This is a genomic window from Mesorhizobium sp. WSM4842, assembly GCF_055901575.1.
Map to the genome: position 1 here is coordinate 6,437,928 of NZ_CM148372.1, position 17,486 is coordinate 6,455,413.

15 protein-coding genes and 1 pseudogene are annotated in these 17,486 nt (G+C 59.5%); 9 read left to right on the forward strand and 7 right to left on the reverse strand.

Annotation, left to right across the window (positions count from 1 at the left end):
• Positions 1-1,087 precede the first annotated feature (1,087 nt).
• The 6 genes and pseudogenes from AC0NIE_RS31195 to AC0NIE_RS31220 form a co-directional block, all read right to left on the reverse strand.
• The gene (locus AC0NIE_RS31195; protein ID WP_258116552.1) at positions 1,088-1,309 is read right to left on the reverse strand and encodes a DUF5996 family protein; all 222 of its coding nucleotides are present in this window, start codon (positions 1,307-1,309) and stop codon (positions 1,088-1,090) included.
• A gap of 38 nt (positions 1,310-1,347) precedes the next feature.
• A complete protein-coding gene (locus tag AC0NIE_RS31200) occupies positions 1,348-2,250 on the reverse strand; it encodes a Vgb family protein (RefSeq protein WP_473489624.1) in 903 nt (300 codons plus the stop codon).
• 337 nt (positions 2,251-2,587) lie between these two features.
• On the reverse strand, positions 2,588-3,571 hold the full coding sequence (locus tag AC0NIE_RS31205; RefSeq protein WP_473489623.1) for a formylglycine-generating enzyme family protein: 984 nt from the start codon (positions 3,569-3,571) through the stop codon (positions 2,588-2,590).
• Between the two features lie 54 nt (positions 3,572-3,625).
• Positions 3,626-4,413: pseudogene (locus AC0NIE_RS31210) on the reverse strand (HAD family hydrolase).
• A 263-nt stretch (positions 4,414-4,676) separates the two neighbouring features.
• Entirely contained in the window at positions 4,677-6,827 is a 2,151-nt protein-coding gene (locus tag AC0NIE_RS31215; protein WP_473489622.1) for a mechanosensitive ion channel family protein, read from the reverse strand.
• Between the two features lie 185 nt (positions 6,828-7,012).
• Positions 7,013-7,285 (reverse strand): tetratricopeptide repeat protein, encoded by a 273-nt coding sequence (locus tag AC0NIE_RS31220; protein WP_473489629.1) that lies wholly within the window; start codon positions 7,283-7,285, stop codon positions 7,013-7,015.
• A 595-nt stretch (positions 7,286-7,880) separates the two neighbouring features.
• Between AC0NIE_RS31220 and AC0NIE_RS31225 the strand changes: the two genes are divergently transcribed.
• Entirely contained in the window at positions 7,881-8,408 is a 528-nt protein-coding gene (locus tag AC0NIE_RS31225) for a hypothetical protein (RefSeq protein WP_473489621.1), read from the forward strand.
• Between the two features lie 691 nt (positions 8,409-9,099).
• On the opposite strand, the gene AC0NIE_RS31230 is transcribed toward AC0NIE_RS31225, so the two are convergent.
• Positions 9,100-9,375: a hypothetical protein gene (locus AC0NIE_RS31230; protein WP_473489620.1), complete on the reverse strand. Its 276-nt coding sequence runs from the start codon at positions 9,373-9,375 to the stop codon at positions 9,100-9,102.
• 1,397 nt (positions 9,376-10,772) lie between these two features.
• On the opposite strand from AC0NIE_RS31230, the gene AC0NIE_RS31235 reads away from it, so the two are divergent.
• From AC0NIE_RS31235 to AC0NIE_RS31270, 8 genes are all read left to right on the forward strand, one after another.
• Entirely contained in the window at positions 10,773-11,591 is an 819-nt protein-coding gene (locus AC0NIE_RS31235) for a transporter (protein ID WP_473489619.1), read from the forward strand.
• Positions 11,592-11,688: 97 nt separating this feature from the next.
• Positions 11,689-13,122 carry a DUF1254 domain-containing protein gene (locus AC0NIE_RS31240; protein ID WP_473489628.1) on the forward strand — a complete coding sequence of 478 codons (1,434 nt, stop codon included), beginning with the start codon at positions 11,689-11,691 and terminating at the stop codon, positions 13,120-13,122.
• Positions 13,123-13,189: 67 nt separating this feature from the next.
• Entirely contained in the window at positions 13,190-14,710 is a 1,521-nt protein-coding gene (locus AC0NIE_RS31245; RefSeq protein ID WP_473489618.1) for a DUF1254 domain-containing protein, read from the forward strand.
• 265 nt (positions 14,711-14,975) lie between these two features.
• Positions 14,976-15,089 carry a hypothetical protein gene (locus AC0NIE_RS31250; RefSeq protein WP_473613759.1) on the forward strand — a complete coding sequence of 38 codons (114 nt, stop codon included), beginning with the start codon at positions 14,976-14,978 and terminating at the stop codon, positions 15,087-15,089.
• A 34-nt stretch (positions 15,090-15,123) separates the two neighbouring features.
• On the forward strand, positions 15,124-15,336 hold the full coding sequence (locus tag AC0NIE_RS31255; protein ID WP_473489626.1) for a hypothetical protein: 213 nt from the start codon (positions 15,124-15,126) through the stop codon (positions 15,334-15,336).
• A 208-nt stretch (positions 15,337-15,544) separates the two neighbouring features.
• Positions 15,545-15,973, forward strand: a complete 429-nt coding sequence (locus tag AC0NIE_RS31260; RefSeq protein ID WP_473489617.1) for a hypothetical protein — start codon at positions 15,545-15,547, stop codon at positions 15,971-15,973.
• Positions 15,974-16,000: 27 nt separating this feature from the next.
• Complete coding sequence (locus AC0NIE_RS31265) at positions 16,001-16,573, forward strand: OmpA family protein (RefSeq protein ID WP_287322175.1); 573 nt, start codon at positions 16,001-16,003, stop codon at positions 16,571-16,573.
• 114 nt (positions 16,574-16,687) lie between these two features.
• Positions 16,688-17,443 carry a hypothetical protein gene (locus AC0NIE_RS31270; protein WP_473489616.1) on the forward strand — a complete coding sequence of 252 codons (756 nt, stop codon included), beginning with the start codon at positions 16,688-16,690 and terminating at the stop codon, positions 17,441-17,443.
• Positions 17,444-17,486: the final 43 nt, after the last annotated feature.

The following is a 17,486-nucleotide window of genomic DNA, read 5'->3' on the forward strand; positions in this document are numbered from 1 at the left end:
GTCGCAACGTCACCAGCGTGCCATGGCCGCCCCTCGCCTCAGAGCAAGGGCCGTTCTCTCTCCAGAGCTTTTTGCAGAACCTTCAGGACACTATCTTTTTTGCAGTATTTGTCACGTTCTGCGGTAACCGGTGTTCTGCCTCCACGTTGTCCCGTCTGCAGTGATCTGTGATCGACCTTCCATGGAATATCGAAGGGAGTTTGTCCATGGAGGCTACGTCGGAGGTTCTCACAACGTGGAGGGGCAGACGGGAGAGGCATCTCGATGGACGAATTGGGTCAAGGCACGGATCGTGCAGGAAAGTCCGGTCGTGACAGTGGAACAAGATTACCGAACGCTGCGGAAATGTGGTCCTTCCTGCGCCTGAGAATGCGGTTGCGGTGATGGTTGTCGGGTCAGCCCTCGCCGAAGTGCTCGACCAAGCACTTCATGGACGAGACCCGCGCTCCGGTGCTCTCGATCCGGCTCCAAGAAAACGGACCGGGTGCTTGTGGGCGCTGGCACATGATGACCGCCCATCGGGGCGGCGCTGCGCAACTGGGCGTCGCCTTCGGCGCGGAAGCGTAAAATCTTGCCGCCACAAGTGAGAAACCGCTAACCAGCAAAAACTTTTAAGTCCCCTGCGTGTATCTATAAGTTCTTGATTTAGTTTAGATATTTTTTACACATGCCAGGAATGTGTAAGAAAATGTGAAAATCAGACCGAGTCATCGAAAAGCTAACCGAATCAACAAGTTGCTGTTATGAAAACTGCAAAACACCCATGGAATTGCTTAATACGTCTCGCTTTCGCGGCCTTGCTGTCCTAGGACGCGTACTCATAACTGGTGCTTGATCGATGCCCGCTATGCCCCGATACCGACCAAATTCCGCGGCGCAGCAAGACGACGCGATGGGCCAGCTCCGGACTCATGCACTGCAGCAAAAGCTGCGCGTGATCGACGCCTTCCCTGTCGGCCAATCAGATTCAAGACCTGACCACGGCGGACCTATTAGCTTGCGCACAGGTGCCGACGCTCACACCGGCGACGTCGACCTCGTCATTCGCGTTGCGCAGGGGGCTGCGCCTTGCCCGGTCCGGCTACACCTAATGCCGCTCAAGCGTTTGCCGATCCCACTTCCCGAGATTGGCGGCCGCTTCATAGGTTTCCTGAAGAAAACCCAGGAGGAACTCGTCCGGGTTGGGCGACCGACGAACCGCGTCGCAAGGCAGGATGAACTGCCCAAGGCCCTTGTCGTAGAGGGCCTCAGGCGTGCGCAACGGCGTGTCGCCAAAGCCCGCGGGCTCGCCTGGTTCCGATTCCTGCAAACGACTCTAGGACGGTCGATCTTTTGACACTGGAATCCTCAAACGAAAAAGTCCGATTCAGGGGGTCCGAAGGTGATGAATGTCGGCTCCGAAAGGTGGCCGCTGCCCGCAACGACGAACTCGCCGACGAATGCGCCGGTGGTGCCGTCATACTCCAGCACCGAGTGGCCCAGCTCGCTTGCGACCAAGAGGTTGCCGTTCGAGTTGAACGCCATGCCCTCGGCCTCATTGAGGCCGCCGCTGCCGGCGGTGATGAAGACACCTTCGAAGTCGCCGGTCGTGCCGTCGTAGCGCATGACCTCGCTCGTCGCGGCGCTGCTGAGAAACAAGTCGCCGTCGGGGCCGAAGACCATGCCGGTCGGATCCAAGATGTTGCTCTCCGAACTGGGGACGAACTTGTCGACGAACGAGTTCGTCGCTGGGTCGTAGCGAAGGACCTCGCCGGGTCCTGATTCCGGAGTGCTGGCAACATAGAGCAGGCCATCCGGTCCGAAGACCAGCGCTTCCGGGTCGTCGAGCCCGGCCGCGTTGGCAGGATCGACGACGGCCTCGAAGACGCCGGTGTCGCCGTCGAAGCGGAGGATCTGGTTGCCGAGGCCGTCGTCGGTGAGGCCCGCGGCGATGAAAAGGTCGTTGTCTGGTCCGCCAAATGCGATGCCGGCCGGGTCGACGAGGCCGTGGCCGCTGGCGAAGACATCAAGGAAGTTGCCTTTCTCCCCGTCGTAACGAAGCACTTCATCGCTGCGGCTGGCGACGTACAGGTTGCCGTCGGGACCGAAGGCGATGCCTTCGGGTTCGATGAGGCCGCCACCGTTGGCGAACTTTTTCAGAAAGGCGCCGGTCTCGCCGTCGTATGCCATGACGCTCTTCGTGTTGGTGCTGCTAACGAACAGAAAGGTATCGTTGTCCGTGTCCGCAGCGAGTTGCTCCTTCTTGGGCATAGTGGACCTCCGTTCACAATGGACGGTAACGGCCGTCTATCTGGTCCTGACAGTCGCCACTGGAAAGCGCTACAGCCAAAAGCGCGGTCTTACGTCCCGTTTACCCCCTTCGTGTCTCATAGAAGGATGGCTTTAAACGCCGTCCGCAATCGTCAGGGTACACTTGGAGCGAGATGAGAGCAACAAGCAGGTGCACGCGGATCTTGCTGGGTGCGCTCTCCGCATCGTGGCATTCTGTCCTGGATTTTCACCACGCTTGCCGTTGCTGCCAAAACCCTCATGTCATCGGTTCCTGACTATCTCATGATCGAGACGGCTTTCACGGCCGTTCAGTGGATCATTGTCGGTCCATTGTTCTGCGTGCAATGCAGCGGAAACCTAAATGGCACGTCGACGTATCGATCGGCTGCGCCATCCGCGCGGCGGGGCGGTAGCGCCGGCAATAGTTGGGCGCGCAAAGATGCGATCCGCCTTTCATCACCTTGCGCGGGATTCTGATCTGCGGCTGCCGTGGATCGAGGCTGTCCTCCCGGTTGGCACCGCGGGGGTTGTCAACCGTGCAGCACGGGCTGTCGATCTTGCCGTGTTCCTGGTACCAGTCCGTGGTCCACTGCCAGACATTGCCAGCCATGTCGTAGAGGCCGTAGCCGTTGGCGGCAAAGGAGGCGACGGGTGACGTCCCCTCGTAGCCGTCCTCGCAGAGATTCTGCCATGGGAACTCGCCTTGCCAGGTATTGGCCATGTGTCGGCCATCGGGCGCCATTTCATCGCCCCAGACAAATTCGGCCGCGTCGAGCCCGCCACGCGCCGCGAATTCCCACTCGGCCTCGGTGGGCAATTCCTTGCCCGCCCACGATGCGTAGGCTTCGGCATCCTCAAAGTTCACATGCACGACCGGATGGTCGGCCAGCCGCTTGATCGAACTCGCCGGCCCGCGCGGATGGCGCCAATTGGCGCCACGGACATAGACGCACCAATTGTAGTGATCGCGAAGATCGACGCGCTGTTTGGCCTTGCTGAACACCACGGACGATGGCGCCAGCATGTCCGGCTTCGCTCCGGGATAATCGTCGGGATTTGCGGGACGTTCGGCCGAGGTGGCGAAGCCAGTTGCGTCGACGAAGCGAGCGAACTCGCGGTTGGTGACGGTGCAGACGTCCATCCAGAAGCCGCCCACTGTCACCCTATGCGCCGGAGCCTCTTCGGGATAGTGCTTGTCCGATCCCATGAGGAATGTACCGCCGGGAATCCACACCATCTGATCGTGGTGCGCGAGCCCAGAGCCCGCAGACGTTGGTTCGGCGTCGGCAAGTCTTGTCATGGCTTTGTGTCGCTTCCTCTTCCAATGCAGCAGCGCTTCAGGCCGCGATAAGGATCAAAGCTCGAAGGCGAACACCCGGTTCCAATCCTTCTTCATATCGACAACCGTCCAACCAGAAACGGCTGCGGCGTCGAGACCCTTGTCCAGACGGCCAATGCTGGACTGCCGGTCGTAGGCCCATTCCCGCTCACCGTCGGTGTGGTGCACGTAAAGGCAAAAGTGCGGGCCAAGTCCCGAGCATGTCCATTGCAGCATCTGCAAGTCGCCGTCCGAATTGCCAAACGCTGCGATTGGCCGGCGACCGATGTGCTGGTGGATGCCGACAGGCTTGCCCGCCTTGTCGTCAATGAAGTTGCAGCATCGGCTGGTAGACCATCTGCGTGTAGAGCTGGCCGGTCTTCGGGGTGTTTGGCGGTGGTAATCCAGTCGCGAACGATCTGGTCGAATTCCTCCGTTGTCATGCCGGAATGGGTGGTCATGACGACCTCCACGATCGCCGGCTCGCCGCCTGCGAGTGCGGCCTTAACGTCGCCCTTGAGCAACGAGGCAAAGGGCTCCTTGTCCTTCCATTCCGGATGCTGCGGCGCCATTGCCTTGACCCGATCGAGTGCGAACGGGAGTTGAAAGTACAGCGGCTGCTCCGCCCACAACGCGCCGTCGTTGTCGAAAACGGCGATGCGTTCGGCGATCGGCACGAAATCCGCCGAACCTTCCGCAGTCACGCGTTCGACGAAGGCGGCGATGGACTGCTTGGCCTGGCCGTCATGCCAAGATGGAAGCCGATCGGCGTTCTGCGCGGTGGCAGAGGCAGCGACCCCCAATAACAGGAAGATGGACAACAGGTAGCGCTTCGCGGCGCAAGCAAGATTCGACTTTCCTCAATGGGCCAAGGAAGAACTCCACGTTCTGCGCACGGGCAATCCGCAACGAGACCGCTTGCTGCGTGTTCTTCACCAAATCCGGCACTTTTTTTTCACACTGAGCGGTCCGTGCGTGAACATCTTGGTCGGTCCGCCAGAGTCGCACATTTACAAGAGTCAACAGATCAACCGACGTCGTTGCTTCAACCATTGCTTCTCGACGCCGACTCGATGATCGCCGCTTTCTATTCACCCTGTACAGTCTGGGCTGCTTTCTGCTGGGCAAGCGATATCACATTAGCCGCAGCCATGGCCGCCTGCTTCTCATCGGTTCCCACCTGGACCGTGGGCTGGGCAAAATGGATGCCGTTCTCTGCGAACGCCTGCTGGATCATGGTGTAGGCCTTGCGCCTGACGCCGAATTGGTGACCGGGCTTGGTCATGAAGGCGAAGCTCAGCTCGATGCCGAAGTCGCCGAACTGCTCGACGCCCTTCATCTTCACCGTCTCGATGATCTCCGGTGCCAGTTCAGGATCAGCAAGCAATTCCGCGCCGATACCCTTCAAGAGCTTCTTCACCTTCCTGATGTCGGTGTCGAACGACACCCGGATCCTGAACTTGTCGATCACCCAGTCGCGGCTCATGTTCTGCACCGCGCCAAGGTCGCCGAACGGAACCGTGAACACCGGGCCGCGATGATGGCGCAGCTTCACCGAGCGTAGGCTGAAGGATTCGACGGTTCCCTTGTAGCTGCCGCTCTCGATGTACTCACCGACCCGGAAGGCATCGTCGAGCATGTAGAAGACGCCGCTGAGCACATCCTTGACCAGGGTCTGCGAGCCGAAGCCGATGGCAACCCCGAAGATTCCCGCGCCGGCGATCAACGGAGCGATCTGCACGCCGAGCCCCGAAAGCACCATGAGAACGGCCACAGTAGCAAGCAGCACAGCCAGCATGTTGCGGAAGATCGGCAGCAAGGTCCTGAGCCGGCTCCGGCGTGCCGCCTCTTCAGCGCTGACCGTGTCGTCGACCGCGGCCAGTTCCAGCGTCCGGCCGATATAGGCTTTCGCCAGTTGCCAGATGAGATCGGCAACCAGCAAGATCAGGACACCGTGGAACAGGCCGCGCCCGATGCGGTTTATCGTGGTATTACCTTCTGCCATTGCACCTGGGTCCAGGCGCCAGACCAGGCTCAGCCACAGCACCGCGAGCAGGATCACCAGCGCGCGAACGCCGCGGTTGATCAGCACTGTGCGAACGGAATTCGCCGAGGTGGCATTGTCCGGCCGGACCACCAGCGCCTCTGCCACATGGCCGGCGATGGTCAACGCCTTTGACAATAGCAAGGCATAGATGCCGAGCCATAGCGCGCCGTTGAGATCGGCGACCCAGAGCCCCCAGAGGAGAACCAGGTAGATGGTAAGGAGCCATTCCCTCGTGCTTATGCGCTGTGTGGTCGCTGGGCCGCCTGGACGCCGCCAGACCATCTCGACGGCGAGGACCAGAAGCCCGATGCCCAGCAGATAGGCGATCAAACGCGTTGCATCCGGCGAAAAGCCCAGGTGCGGAAGCAGGCTGACGGTCGCCCATCCGGCCATCAGATAGCCGGTGAAAACGGCCAGCCGGCGATACCAGAAATGGGCTTCGGCATCGCTCGCCGGAACAAGCCGGAGCGGTTTCTCCTGTCCCGCCGGAATGGCGCTGCCATTCGGTGCAAGCAGGATCCTGCCGATGGCCATCACCACCCGCGCGACGATGAATGCGACCAGATAGGTCAGGATGACAACGCGCAGCAAGGCGGGCCAATCGAAGGCCAGGAAAACCCCAGCGCTTACGAGGGAAAACACGACGAGCGGCGCCAGTTCCGCGAGTAATCGGGCGGCACGATTGGCCTCGCGTGCGGCGCTTGCATCGGCTGCCTGGCCCGAGCCAGGCTGCTTCACTCCGCCCACCGCACGCTTGAATAGCCACTCCGCTCCGAAGCCAAGCGCCAGCAAGGCTGCGAAGAGAACAAGTATGGTGGCGAATCCACGGTTGTTGATTTCTGACCTCACAATTCGGACGGCGTTTGCGGCCTCGCCCGGGATGCGCGGAACCGCGTTACGCAACGCAACGAGATGGCTGCGAATGAGGCTGTCCCAGACCGCCATCTGCGAGGCGGCTGGCGCACCTGGTTTGTCCGCAGGGGGCACTGCCATGGCGTCCAGCCGCGCGCGGATGTCGGGATCATCAAGCATCTTGATGAACGCCTGAAATTTTTCATCCGCCACCGGCATGGTCGAAGTTTGCTGCGCCTGCGCCATCGAGGCGCTGCCCATTGCCGCCAACCACACCAATGCCAGCGCGGCCATGACGCACACCGCCAAAAACTTCCGGGATATCTCGATCGCTCTCATGCTGCCCTCCGCGAAAATCCGATCTCGACTGATCTACCCAGTCACCGAGCAGGCTCCCAAATAACAACCAATCCTTCGAGCCACATTATCACCAAAGCTCCACTTTCTTTCATGCTTTGAGGCATGCTTGGCGAGCTGGATCTCGCGATTTCGTCCCTCGAGTAGCCCGCTGGCCTCCCCGTCAGTCAGCTCGGCCGCCTAGCATGCCGGTCGACTTCATCCGCCCAGCGGATGGAAGGGTCTATGTCACGGGCCTTGGCGGCGTTCTCCTTTGCCCGATCATAGTCGCCTTTTGCGTAGTAAGCGATGGCGATGACCGCATAGGCCTGAGCGTTGGCGGGTTCATGGCTGAGCAGCTTTGCCGTGACTTCAATTGCCAGGTCATAGTCTCCGAGCCGCAACGCCGAAACTCCAAGCCCGGCGAGCGCGTTACGCTGGGAACCGTCAGCGTCAAGTATCCTCCGATATCATTCAATGGCGCCTGCATCGTCTCCGCGCGCCGCCGCTTGGCTGGCAATCTCGGTCATCAGGTTGATGCTTCCCCTTCCCGGCATGGTCATTCAGGCAAAGTTTACGGCGAAACCGGGCAAGCAATCCGCGATCCACCGGGCGGCACTGAAGGCGGTCCACAACGCATTCCGAGAGAACGGAATTCGGGCCGTGCCAAAACCGATATCCGACCAAAGGGCAATGGCTATCGCTTGATAGTCGTTCGCCGGCTATCTCTCAGGAACGGCCGCAACGGGGTCAAACCGGACATCATGCCGTCGTTGCGGACGTTCTGACGAACATAGTCGGATGGCAAGAGATTAAGCGGCGTTCTATGTGTGCCAACCGCCATTTGTCGATGGCGTCGAGGACCGAACGGTCCGCAGGCGCTGGCCAGTATTAGCCCGTAGGTTACAGTTATTTACGTTCCCTCACGTCAGCCGATCGGCCAAGGTCACTCACAGCGCGTAATATCGCCTCGCCCCGCAAGAGGACAGCAGCCTCTGAGCAATCGAAATGGGGCGCCTTTAGCCAGAAACAATCCTGCACACAAGGGGAATATCAATGCGAAAATTCACGACACTCATCGCGGCAACGTCAGTAGCACTTTCGTCTGCGATGGCAGCCTACGCACAAGATCAAAGCCCCCTTCCCAAGGCCAGCGACGTGCTTGTCCGATACGGGCACGACGTCGAGGGCTGGACCGTCTATGCCAATCAAACCCGCGGAGATTGCTTGATCGTGCACTCAAATGGCCCAAATTCGGTGCAAATGGGCGTTACCGCAAATCAGGAGGTCGGGTATCTTGGCGTGTTCACGAAGCAGGATATCGGCCTTCAGAACGGGACCAAGTCGGAAATCTTCGTCTCCATCGGTGGCCGTCTCTACGAGGGTGTGGCTACCAGCATGAGCGGCGACCTCAAGGGCGGATACTCTGGCGGCTACATCTTGACCGACGACCCGAATTTCAAGCGCGACGTAGCGAAGCAATATGAAATGATCGTGTTTCCGGAGACCAAGGGGGCCTTTGTCGTCGATCTGAAGGGGACTTACAAGGCAATGGCAATGGGCCTCAAGTGCCTCACGCAGTGACCCCGCTCTGACCAGTCATTTTCCTTTCATGGGTCCGGAACGCGCGGTTGGCGGGTGAAACAGAATTGGCCATTCTGTTTCACCCGACGCCTAATTGGGCACCGGGCGCGGTGTATTTCTTGGGTGGCGCGGAGCACCGTGGCCCGCCGGGCGCGGTCGCGGCAAGCGCCCTACTTGACTTAGTCGCGGACTTTTCAGCAATGCGCAGATGGAATACCATGCATCGCAGCAATATCACGCGATATGCCACAAGCAACGTGACGTTGCCCTTTTTCAAGGACCCCTCAGTTGTCACCGATTTGTCGGCGGAGTTCGCTCGGAACGCCACGTAGAAGCAGACAACTCCAGACGGCAAGAAGCGCGTGAAATCCAGCCGCGGACCAAAGCATGACGCCGGTCATCTTTAGGACTGCACCCGCGTAGACGGGGAGAATTGATACCGCCGTGTTGTAAATCAGAATGCCAACAAGCGCTCCATCCATGAGGACGCGCGGCCAGAGAGGCTCGGGAGTGTCCAGTATAGGCGCTTTAGCGGAAGTTTTGGGGGTCGATCTGAAAGCGTCGTTTAATTAGCCGCAATGTCACCCGAATGAACGCCCCCGCCAGTAATCTCATGAGCGCTGAGGGAAAAGATCCGGTCATGGAAAAATGGCAGGCAACGCTGCCCGCCATCTCCGACTTCCGGCTGCGTTTACTGGTGGCCAACCATCGTGCAGAAGGCGCCATGCCCCTGGTCATCACTGGCTATGCCGCCGCATTCCTGCGTTATCTTGGCGCGATCCTCGTCTTTCAACCCCGTCCAAGCGTCCTTGAAGTCGGCTTCCGATTTTAAGGTCTTCATGTCGGCAGCGGTGTAGAAGGGCGCCATTGTCGTCGGCTCATCGAGGGCGCCGCCGTGCTCGGCAAGTGCGGCGCCGGTCATCATCGAAAGCGCCATCGCGCCCGTGCAAAGCATCTTGAGGTTCATGATCATTTCTCCTGGTTGCTTTTAAATTCGTCCAAGCAGCGATCCATGCAGGAACGCGTCACCTTGGCCGATTGCTTTGCTTTAGGGAACGTAACTAACTGTATCCTACAGGTGGAATTGCAGGCGGGACCGAGACAGTCAGCCTTTGATGGCAGTACCGATCCATGCAGGAGCGCGCCGCTAGGGGCGGGTTTACTTAGCTTCGGTCACTTGAGCTGCTTGATCTGGAATCAGAACCACCCGGTAAGTCACGCCCTCGCACTTGAGCAGGTAGACAGTGTGATTGGGGGCGGACTCCGCTTCGATACGCTCAGCCGAGCTTGGATTGTCGCAAGGAAAGCCCTGGCTTCGCACCTGGTCGCCAACGATCCTTACGTCAGCGCTCGGGTCTTGGGCTGTGGCGGTCGCAATAGAACCTCCGAGACCAACCGATAAGAGAACGCGTGTGGCGAGGGATCGAATCCACAACGATCTTGGACGGCTATTCATTGCGCTCTCCTTGGCACGCAGCACGCAGTTTCCGAAGCGCCGCTGCTCCCTGCCCCCAAACTGTTTCAAAAGGCGGCGAAAGCCTAAACTGGCGCACTGCAGCCGAGACCGCTCTTCGTCTATCAGGCGGTTCGTCTTCCATCCTCATGGCGCAATTCGTGTTCTCCCGGGACCGCAGTAGCATAATCGTATGGAGGCGGTAGCGGAATGTAAGTTACGTGGGTGACGGGTATTTGCTGAACATCCCGCAGCGAGCGCGGTCGGCATGAACGCCCATAAAAGGCGCACAAGGCAGGGTACACGGCGTTCGGCAAGGCAATCCACGAAATGGCAGTAACCGCGACCACGACAGAGCCAGCCGGACTGAGGAAAGGGCGCTGCTGGCTGTATGCGCTATCCTGCGGTCAGGGAAGGTGATCGCCGGGCCAAGGCCCGATATCTTCCGAAGATCGGAGGCGCGCGGTGAGCACGATCTGGCAGAGCATATGTAGGCTCTTCTCCGTTCGCCTGGCGTCGCCGCAATGGTAAAAACCGCATGGCACAAGTGATCTTGTAGGAAACGTATCGCCGGCCCTTTCCAGAAGCATCATGAGGCCCCATTGGTCGTCACCTGTGAAGGGCAGCGCCAATTTTCAACACTATGCACCGTTGCCGACCTTTACATGGTCAGGTTGCATCCTCCTGAGAGGACGATTGCTGCCGTTCGGACTACAGTTGCCCACGTAAGTTACACCCCCGCGACTTGCCCTGTGGAGTATGGGCTGCCCTACTCTACGCCAACAACGGTTGGCTAGCACTCAGGGCGGCGGAGCCCCGGTCCAGCAGTTGAATTTAATATCTGCGCAGCATGGCAAGCACCGGGCGTTCGGTGACACCCGATGTCAGTTCGCACCGATATGGAGGGGGCAATGGATCTTCGATCTACCACTCGGGTTCGGCTAGTTGCAGCCTGGCTGTTTCCGGCGTTGTTCAGCGGCGCGGCATCTGCTCAGGACGACACGCAGGAACTCGCCAAGAAGCTGTCGAACCCGATCGCCTCGCTGATCAGCGTGCCGTTTCAGTTCAACTACGACAGCGGCTACGGCCCGAACGACGGCGAGAAAGCCTATGTCAACATCCAGCCGGTCATCCCCGTCTCGCTGAATGCCGACTGGAACATGATCTCGCGCACGATCGCGCCGGTGATCTGGCAAAACGACATAGCCGGCCCGTCGGGCGAGCAATCCGGCCTCGGCGACATCACGCAGAGCCTGTTCTTCTCGCCGTCAAAACCGACCGAATCCGGCATCGTCTGGGGCGTCGGCCCGGTGTTTCTGCTTCCTACCGCGACCGACGACCTGCTCGGCGGCGGCAAATGGGGCGCAGGCCCGACCGCCGTCGTGCTGAAGCAGAGCCACGGATGGACGGTCGGCGCATTGGCGAACCACGTCTGGTCGTTCGCGGGCGACAGCGATCGCGGCGACATCAGTTCGACGTTCCTGCAGCCCTTCGTCTCCTACACGACCAAGGACGCCTGGACGTTCACGCTGAACACGGAGAGCACCTACAACTGGGAGGCGGAGGAATGGTCCGTTCCCGTCAACTTCCAGGTCGCGAAGCTTGTCGTCGTCGACAAGCAGCCCATCAGCCTCTTCGCCGGCGTCCGCTACTGGGCTGAAAGCCCCGACAGCGGCCCGGACGGGTGGGGCTTTCGCACCGGGATTACGCTTCTGTTCCCGAAGAAATGAGAACACCGGCCCGCCTGCCGGCGCGGCGCGAACTGACGAAAAGAATTGTGAAACACACGAATTCGATAACTCATCGAATGATAAAGGAGTACGGCAAATGTTGACAAAGCGAGATCTACTTCGCTCAGCCGCGGCGATTGCGGCTGGCGCCGCGATTGCGAAGCCAAACCTGCTGATGGCGCAGAGCTACCCCGGCATCATCGAGGCCAAGGACATCGCCGAGGAAGGCTTCATCTACGGCCTGCCGCTCGTGATGAACTATGCCGTGATGAATGAATTCGCCGTCGACCCGAAGTCCAGCCAGTTCAAGGCGCCATTCAACAAGATTGACAACATGAACCATGTGGCGACCTACGAAGACACGGCAATCATCACGCCGAACAGCGACACGCCATACTCAATACTGTGGCTGGATCTGCGTGCCGAGCCGATGGTGATCTCCGTGCCGGCCGTGGAGAAGGAGCGCTACTATTCGGTGCAACTGATCGACGGCAATACCTACAATTTTGGCTACATCGGCACGCGCGCCACCGGGCCCGAGTCGGGCGACTATCTGGTGGTCGGACCCGACTGGAAAGGCGAGAAGCCCACCGGCATCAAGCAGGTCTTTTCCTCGACCACCCCGTTCGTGTTCGCCAACTTCCGGACCCAGCTTATCAACGTCGAAGATATGCCGAACGTGGAAAAGGTGCAGGCCGGCTACAACGTGCAGCCGCTGTCGGCCTTCCTGAAGCAGCCGGCGCCTCCTGCCGCGCCGAAGATCGACTTCCTGCCGGCCACAACGCAGGGCATCAAAGAGAATTTCTTCGACTATCTCGATGCCGCCCTCGAGTTCGTGCCGCCCACGCAAGAGGATGAGGCCATTCGTGCCAAGCTCGCACGTATTGGCGTTGGCCCGGGTAAATCATTCGATTTCAAGGACCTTCCAATCGCTCACAAGCTGGAGATCGGCCTTGGCATGAAGGATGGCGATGAGAAGGTCGCCAAGTTTGCGGCGAGCGGAAACAAAATCATCAACGGCTGGAGCGTCGGTTCATTCTTTGGCGACCGAAACTTCTACAAGGGTGATTGGCTAAAACGCGCCGCCGGTGCCAAGGCGGGTCTCTACGGGAACGACGCCGTGGAAGCCATGTATCCCTTTACCCGCACGAATACGGCAGGCGAAACACTCGACGCCAGCAAGCACAACTACACCATCACCTTTCCCGCCGGGCAACTCCCGCCGGTGAACTCCTTCTGGTCGGTGACGATGTATGACGGCAAGAGCCAACTCCTGATCAAGAACCCGATCAGTCGCTACCTCATCAACTCGCCGATGTTGCCGGGTATGAAGAAGAACGAGGATGGCTCGCTCACCCTCTATATCCAGAAAGACAGCCCCGGCGCGGACAAGGAGGCAAATTGGCTGCCTGCGCCCAACGACACAGTCTATCTCGTCATGCGGTTGTACTGGCCGAAGAGCGAAGCGCCTTCGATCCTGCCGGTCGGCGAAGGCACCTGGCAGCCGCCCGGTATCACCGTGGCGCAATAATTATCCCGACCATGAATTATCCCGACCAGGCTGACGCGTGGCGTCGGATGTCGATGAGGAGAGAGCAATGATACGCACGACGAGATTGATTTGCGCCACCGCTGCGGTGGTACTCTTAAGCCTGGGCACCGCGTCCGCCCAGACGGCGCCGAAGATGAAAATGACGACGCCGATACCGGATTCGATCGTCACGCCGGAGAGTCTAGACACCAGGCTTGGCAAGCTGAACTTTTTCGATGGCTTCCCGGACGACGCCACTTCGGAGAAACTCTACGACAATCTCGATTTCATGCGCGGCGTCGATGCTTTTCTCGACGCCATGCCCGGTGCATCCGTCGAAGCTATGCGGGTTGGCCTCGCCAGCCAGGGCGCCGACAACAACCAGACTATCCTGATCTTTGAAAACCTCATGGACTCGCATTCGTTGTTCCTGACCGGCAACACCGAAAGCATTTACAATCTCATGTGGCTGGACACCAAGGCCGGTCCGCTGGTCATCGAAACACCACCCAACATCCTGGGCATGATCGACAACCACTGGTTCGAGTATGTCGGCGATGTCGGCAATGCCGGTCCGGACAAGGGCAAGGGTGGAAAATACCTGCTCTTACCGCCGGGCTACGAGGGCGAGGTCCCCGAAGGTTATTTCGTGTTTCGAACCTCAACTTACGGAAACCTGTTCTTCTGGCGCGGCTTCCTCGAAAATGGCAGCACTGCAACCGCGATCGAAAACACCAAGAAGTTCGCCAAGGTGTATCCTCTTTCGGACGCCGGCAACCCGCCGCCGATGAAGATCATCAATACCTCTGGCAAGGAGTACAACACCATCCATGCCAATGACTTTCATTTCTACGAGGAAGTGAACAACATCGTCCAATACGAGCCGAACGAGGCCTACCACCCGGAAGTGCTGGGACAGCTCGCCGCCATCGGCATCGAAAAGGGCAAACCCTTCGCACCCGACGAGCGGATGAAGAAGATCCTCACTGAAGCCGTCGCCGTCGGCAATGCGACGGCGCGCACCATCACCTTCAAGACCCGCATGAAGGACGCCTACTATTATCCGGACAGTGCCTGGTTCACCGGCTTTGTCGGCGGCAGCTACGAGTTTCTTCTGCAGCCCGGCGTTCGTTATCTGGATGCCCGTGTTCTGTTCCACTACTATGCGACGGGCATCACGCCGGCCATGGCGATAAAGCGCGTCGGCATCGGTTCGCAATACGCCGGTGCCACGACCGACAAGGACCGCAAGCCGTTCGACGGCGGCAAGACTTATAAGGTGCACCTGCCGCCAAACATTCCGGCAAAGGAATTCTGGTCGTTCGTTGTGTATGACAATCAGACGCGTTCTATGCTGCAGACGGACCAGCAATTTCCCAGCATCGGCAGCGACAAGAAAGACATTGTGATCAACGCGGACTCCTCCGTCGATGTCTGGTTCGGCCCGACAGCGCCGGAAGGCCATGAGGCCAACTGGGTCCAGACAGTTCCCGGCAAGGGCTGGAACGTTCTTCTTCGCCTCTATGGCCCGCTTGAGTCATGGTTCGACAAGACCTGGAAGCCGGGCGAGATCGAACTGGTGCAATAGGGGAAAACAGTCGAATCGAGCGGATGGTTCTCCATCCGCTCGCTCGATCTTCAGGCGAAGGCTCAATCACTGCGGTAAGTGATTGCCGCTCAAAATCGGCATAATTCAGATGAGGAAGTTTCAATGCGCAGTTGGACGGGACGTACCGGATTGCTGGCCTCGACGGCTTTCTTGCTGATCCAAGCGTCGGCACATTCTCAAGAGCGGCAAGCATATTTCGGCGAGACGCACGTCCAATGCGGTCGACCAGGGTCCGCAATATAGCATCCAGTTCAGCCACTGGAAGACCGGTTCTGATGTTCCCGCGGACGATTTTCGCCTTCAACGCCCCGGCCGATGCCAAGCAGATCGACCTCAAGGATCTCGTCGATATCGATGAACTACCAGCACAGTTCTTGCCAAAAGGTGGCCCAATGACCATGACCAAGAAACGCAGAATGATCCTGCTCACCGCAAGCGCCGGATTAATCGGACTCGGAGCCTCGGAGCAGCTTATGCTTCCCGGCTTTGGCGGTCTTGTGTCGCCCGCCGAAGCCAGGATCGGGCGGCCGCTCACGCAGTTCAGCGTGGCTGGCGTAGCACGGCGCACGGTACGGCGCTGCGCGGTTGGTATGTACTATTGCTAGGCAGAAGCGGGTGGGCGGAATCCTGGCGTGCTCTCGCCTCGCCCTTGCGGAACGACTGCAATTCTGCCCGTAGCATACAGTTAGTTACGTTCCGTCGGGTCAAGTAATGGGCCAACGTTCATTGGGAATGCGCCAACCGGCGCCGTGATCTGGCGACTGCGGTGGGGCGAAGTTTTTAAACGACATCAGCCAAGAGATGGAGTGACGCATGGCCAATAGACTGAGCGTTCTTAGCGGGACGGTCCTGATTGCCGTTCTTGTCCAAACCGGGGTCGGGCAGACGCAAACCATCAGCTACGCCGACGCCGCAACATTGCTTGCCAAGGAGTGCGGCGCCGACGTCAAGAAATTCTGCAAAGGCCTCAATCTCGGCAATGGGCGAATCCAGAACTGCCTTGCGCAGCATCAGGCGAAGGTCTCACCGGCCTGCACCTCGACCATGGCCGGCGTGATCGCCTCGATCCAGCAACGGCTGGCGGCGCAGGCAAGCGTCGACAAGATATGTGCGCGTGACGCAGCCCGGGCGTGCAGAGGCGTGGTGCCGGGCAAGGCGCACATTCTTGGATGTCTCCTGAAGGCGACGCGTATCGTCGGCGCGAAATGCAGTCAGGCCATCACCGATGCTGGATGGCGGTGACCCATGTTGAGACCGGGAGAAAAGAAAATGTCTATTCGTCGATTTCGCAATACCTTGGCGCTGACCGTTCTACTGGCCGCTGCCGGCGACGCCGGGGCTCAGCAGTTGAGTGAACATCAACTCGTCAACACCTTAGGACAGGTCGCCGAAGCCGCATCAGCCGTCGACGTGGCGATGCTTGCGCAAGAATTGGCTGCCAATCCGGGCAAGGGGATTGCCAGTCTGCCCCACTGGAGCCAGTTGGCGACCCTCCCGCAGTTCTTTGTCGAGATCAACTTCGAGAACAACTCCGTCGCAATCGAACCCGGGTCTTATAGGACGCTTGGCTTGATCGCCGACGCGCTCCACCATCCGCTGCTGCTCCGCTACAAATTTCTCGTCGTTGGGCACACCAATGCCACCGGCGATGCCAAGCACAACCTTGACCTCAGCGCACGGCGCGCTGAAGCCATTGCGGAAGCGCTGGGGACGACCTTTTCGGTGGCACCGAATCGCTTGTTCTCAATCGGAGTGGGATCAGAGATGCCGGTCGACCCCGCCAATCCGAAGGCAGCGGACAACCGTCGGGTTCAATTGCTCAATATTGGGTTGGTCAAGTAGCTGCGCTCGGGATCGGGAGGTGCTGTGCAGCTACTCTCGTTCATACTGGGCGTTGGCGTCCAGTGTAGTGACATCAGGTCCGCCGAATGCGGCTAACATCTGAGGAGATTTGCCATGACATTCAATCACGCCGCACGTCTGATGCTCTTTGTCGGAGGCCTGGGGTTGGCAACCACCGGAGCCTTCGCCCAGGATACAACCAAGAAGCCGCATGTCCCGCTGGAGAAGACCATCGGCCAGGCTACTCCGACAGGACCGATTCCGTCGCTCGCCGTCATCAATGCGCAGGGCGCCACGCTCGACGGCGGCAAGCTCGTCCTGACCGGCGTTTCGAAAAACTCAATCGTCTTTGCCGATCGGCCGGTGCGGGCCGCCGGTCATGTTGCGACCGAGCAGTTCATTATGCAGTGGGATGAGGGCAAGGACAGCTTCGCCGTCGACCCGCCGAACGCAACGGTCTCAGTTCTTGGGGGAGACGGCTCGGAGGTGGATGATGCCGTGGTTACGCTCAAAGCGCCGAAACTTGAGGGGAACACGCTGACGTTCGACGTTGCCGTTCTGGAAGGCAGTCTCAACAATGCGAGCGGGCCTGCGGCACTTTTCATTGACGCCTTCGCGTTTCGCGGACCGGGCGGTGGCGGATTCGCCCATGTGGGCGGCTACGGCGGCGCGGTCTGGCATGGTGGCGGATACGGTTATCACGGTGGCGCATACTGGCATGCTCCTGTCTATCGTGGAGCTTGGTATGGTGCTGGCGCTTTGGCGGGGGCCGCAGTTGCCGGAGCCGCTGTTGGCGCCGCCGTCGGGGCCGCCGCCCCATACGCATATCCGCCGTACTGCGGATATTATCCTTACCCCCCGTGCTATTGAGGGCGAGCGCGGCCGTCTCGCAATCCGATGCAGCCGAACCGGT